At 65.1% G+C, this 3415-nt stretch carries 1 protein-coding gene; it reads right to left on the bottom strand.

The annotated features are described in order from the left end of the window. The coding region (locus DUGA2_RS32225) for an AMP-binding protein (protein ID WP_141753459.1) at window positions 1-3415 on the bottom strand (3415 nt) is incomplete at both ends.

Raw genomic sequence — 3415 nt, 5'->3', positions numbered from 1 at the left:
ACATCCAGACGCAGTTGTTTGATTGTCTGCGCCAGTTGCTCGCCGTCGCTGCGCACCTGATCAGGGATCGGGCAAAGCGTCACGCCTTGCGTCAGCAACAGCCATTGCTGGACCGATGCGTCAAACGACAACGATGCATTCTGGCTCACCCTCACGCCGGCCAGGTCGCCGAACTGCGCATACGCGGTCTTGACCAGGCCATCGAGCAGATTCAACGCCGAACCATGCGCGATGGTCACGCCTTTCGGACGTCCCGTCGAACCGGACGTGTAGATCACGTAGGCTAGGTTGCCGGCCTGCGTTTCGCTGGACGGATTGGTGGCGTCGCAGCCATCCAGCGACGCCGCGTCGGCGTCGAGCAGGAATACCGGCACTTCGCTGGCCGGCAGTGAGGCCAGCAAGCGTTGCTGGGTCAGCAGCACGGCAGGCGCCGCGTCCTCCAGCATGTAGGCCAGGCGGTCTGCCGGATAGGCCGGGTCCAGCGGCACATAGGCGCCACCGGCTTTCAGTACGGCCAACAGGCCAATCACCATCTCCAGCGAACGCTCCACGCACAGGCCCACCAGCACATCCGGGCCTACGCCCAGAGTGCGCAGATGGTGCGCCACGCGGTTCGCCCGCGCATTCAGTTCGCCGTAGGTCAGCGATACATTGTCATACTCCAGCGCCACGCTGTCCGGCGATGCAGCAGCACGCTGCTCGAACAGCGAGTGGATGGTCCCAGCCGGCACGCCGGCCATCGTCGTGTCGTTCCACTCCACCAGCAGTTGATGGCGTTCCGATACCGGCAGCACGTCGATGGAGCCAACCGCGCTGTCCGGCGCGGCTTCCAGCGCCATCACCAGCTGCTCAAGTGCGGAATACATATACTCGCATACGCGCTGTGCCGACACGGTCGCGTCGACTTGCGCCCGCAGCGCGAAATCCTCACCCAGATCGTCAACCGAGAACGTAACAGGATAATTGGTGCGCTCTTCACTGCTGAGGACACCAAGACCCTGCCATGCCGCGTCGCCCGCCTTCTGCGCCACGCTATGGCGATAGTTGAGCAGGGCCGAGAACAGCGGCATCGGCGCCTTCACGCCGCTGCAACGCTGTGCCAGCGCCAGCGACGCGTGCTCGTGACGCAGCAATTGCGTCAACATGTTGTGCGCGGAGCGCACCGCTTGCGCCACGCCTTGTTCGCCCAGTTTGAAACGCACCGGCAGCGTGTTGATGAACATCCCCAGTACGCTCGACGCGTCCTCGCCGCCGGCCATACGGCCCAGCAGCACCGTGCCGAACACCACATCGTCGCGGCCAGAGACCTTGGACAGCACCTGCGCCCATGCCAGATGCATGACGCTCGCAGCGCTCACGCCAAGTTGACGCGCCTGCTGGCGCAGACGCACCGCCAGTTCGCCATCGACCATCCGGTGCGACTCGACGATACCCGTGCCGTCGCCCTGCACGTCGAGCAGACCGAATGGCGCGGTCGGTTCATCCACGTCGGCCAGCATCGCGCCGAAGTAGGCCTCGTGCTCGGCCTGGCTCACGCCCAGACGGGCCTGGGCGATGAAATTACGGAACGGCAGCGCCGGCGGCATTTCGTCGGCGCGGCCTTGCAGCAGCAGGCGTACTTCCGCGATCAGCATGTCGAGCGTGCTGTGATCGATCGCCAGGTGGTGCGCCAGGATTTGCAGCAGCCAGCGGCCATTGGCCTTGTCCTGTGCGACAAACGCGCGCATCAGCGGCGCCTGGCGCACGTCCAGACGGTAGTGGCGTGGATGATAGCGCTCCGCCAGTTCCTTTGCCACGTCGGCCGCGTGGTCCAGGTTGACCTGCTCGGCCACCAGATGCGCCTCGCGCCAAACCACCTGCACGGCTTCGCTCATTCCTTCCCAGTGCATGGCCGTACGCAGGATGTCATGGCGCGCCACGACCTTGTTCAAGGCCGCGACAAAGCCGTCAAGCCGCTCGCGGCTGTCGAACTGCATCAGGCTAGGCAGCAGGTAGGCGTCGCCCTCCTCGCTCATCATGTGATGGAACAGAATGCCTTCCTGCAGCGGCGCCAATGGATAGATATCCTGGATGTTGGCGGCGCCGCCCGGAACCGCCGCGACCACGCGCGCGATCTCCTGCTCGTCCAGCTTCACCAGCGTTACCATCTCCGGCGTGATCGCCGTGCTACCAGCCACGATGCCGTTGGCCGGCACCACGATGTCGTTGTTTTCACCACCCGACGCTCCGGCCAGTGCAGCGATGGTCGGCGTGGCGAACAAGGTCCGTACGTCGACATTCAGGCCGGCGCGGCGCATGCGCTCCACCAGCGTGATCGCCAGCAGCGAGTGGCCGCCCAGCGTGAAGAAGTTGTCGTGCATGCCCACTTTGTCCAGATTGAGCACGCCGGCCCAGATATCGGCCATGGCCTCTTCGGCCGCCGTGCGCGGCGCCACGTAGCCTTCTTCGCTGCGCGCCATATCCGGCGCTGGCAAGGCCTTGCGGTCCACTTTGCCGTTCGGCGTCAATGGCAGCTGGTCCAGCACCACGAAGTGGGCAGGCACCATGTATTCCGGCAGCGATGCCAGCAAGGCGGCGCGCAGTCCGGCGGCATCAGGCAATTGCTCGCCATCGTGCGCCACCAGATAGGCCACCAGCCGCTTGTCGCCGGCCACGTCTTCCCGGGCCAGCACCAACGCTTCGCGCACCGGCTCCAGGGCCGCCAGTACAGCCTCGATCTCGCCAAGCTCAATGCGGAAGCCGCGCAGCTTGACCTGATGGTCGATACGGCCGAGATACTCGATGCTGCCATCCTCCAGATAGCGCGCCAAATCGCCCGATTTGTACATGCGCGATCCTGCCTCGCCGAACGGATTCGGCACGAATTTGTCCGCCGTCAGGTCGGCTCGATTCAGGTAGCCGCGCGCCAGGCCGCCGCCGGCAATATGCAACTCGCCCACCGCGCCCACCGGCACCGGTTCAAGCGCAGCGTCGAGGATATACACTTCGGTGTTGGCGATAGGACGGCCCAGCGGAATCGACGAACCGACCACCGAGCCCGCAGGAACCGTATGGCAGCACGTGAAAGTGGTGCTCTCGGTCGGACCGTAGCCGTTGATCATCCGTACCGACGGGCTGTAGTCCAGCAGCTGCTGGACATGATGCGGCGACAGCGCCTCGCCGCCCGCCAGGATGCGGCCCACCTTGGCCAGGCTTGGCAGCTGGTAGGCCACCATCTGATTGAACAGCGCGGACGTCAGCCACAAGGTGTCGATCGCGTGGGCCTCGAGGGCCGCGCCGATCTGCGTCACGGAGAGCATGCCCGGTTCTGCGATGATCAGGCGCGCGCCGTTCAACAGCGCGCCCCAGATCTCGAACGTGCTGGCGTCGAACGTCAGCGACGCCAGTTGCAGGATGCGGCTCGATGCGTTCAGCT

Source organism: Duganella sp. HH101 (assembly GCF_001758795.1).
GTDB classification, from domain to species: Bacteria; Pseudomonadota; Gammaproteobacteria; order Burkholderiales; family Burkholderiaceae_D; genus Rugamonas; species Rugamonas rivuli.
This window is presented reverse-complemented; position numbering and strand designations above follow the sequence as displayed.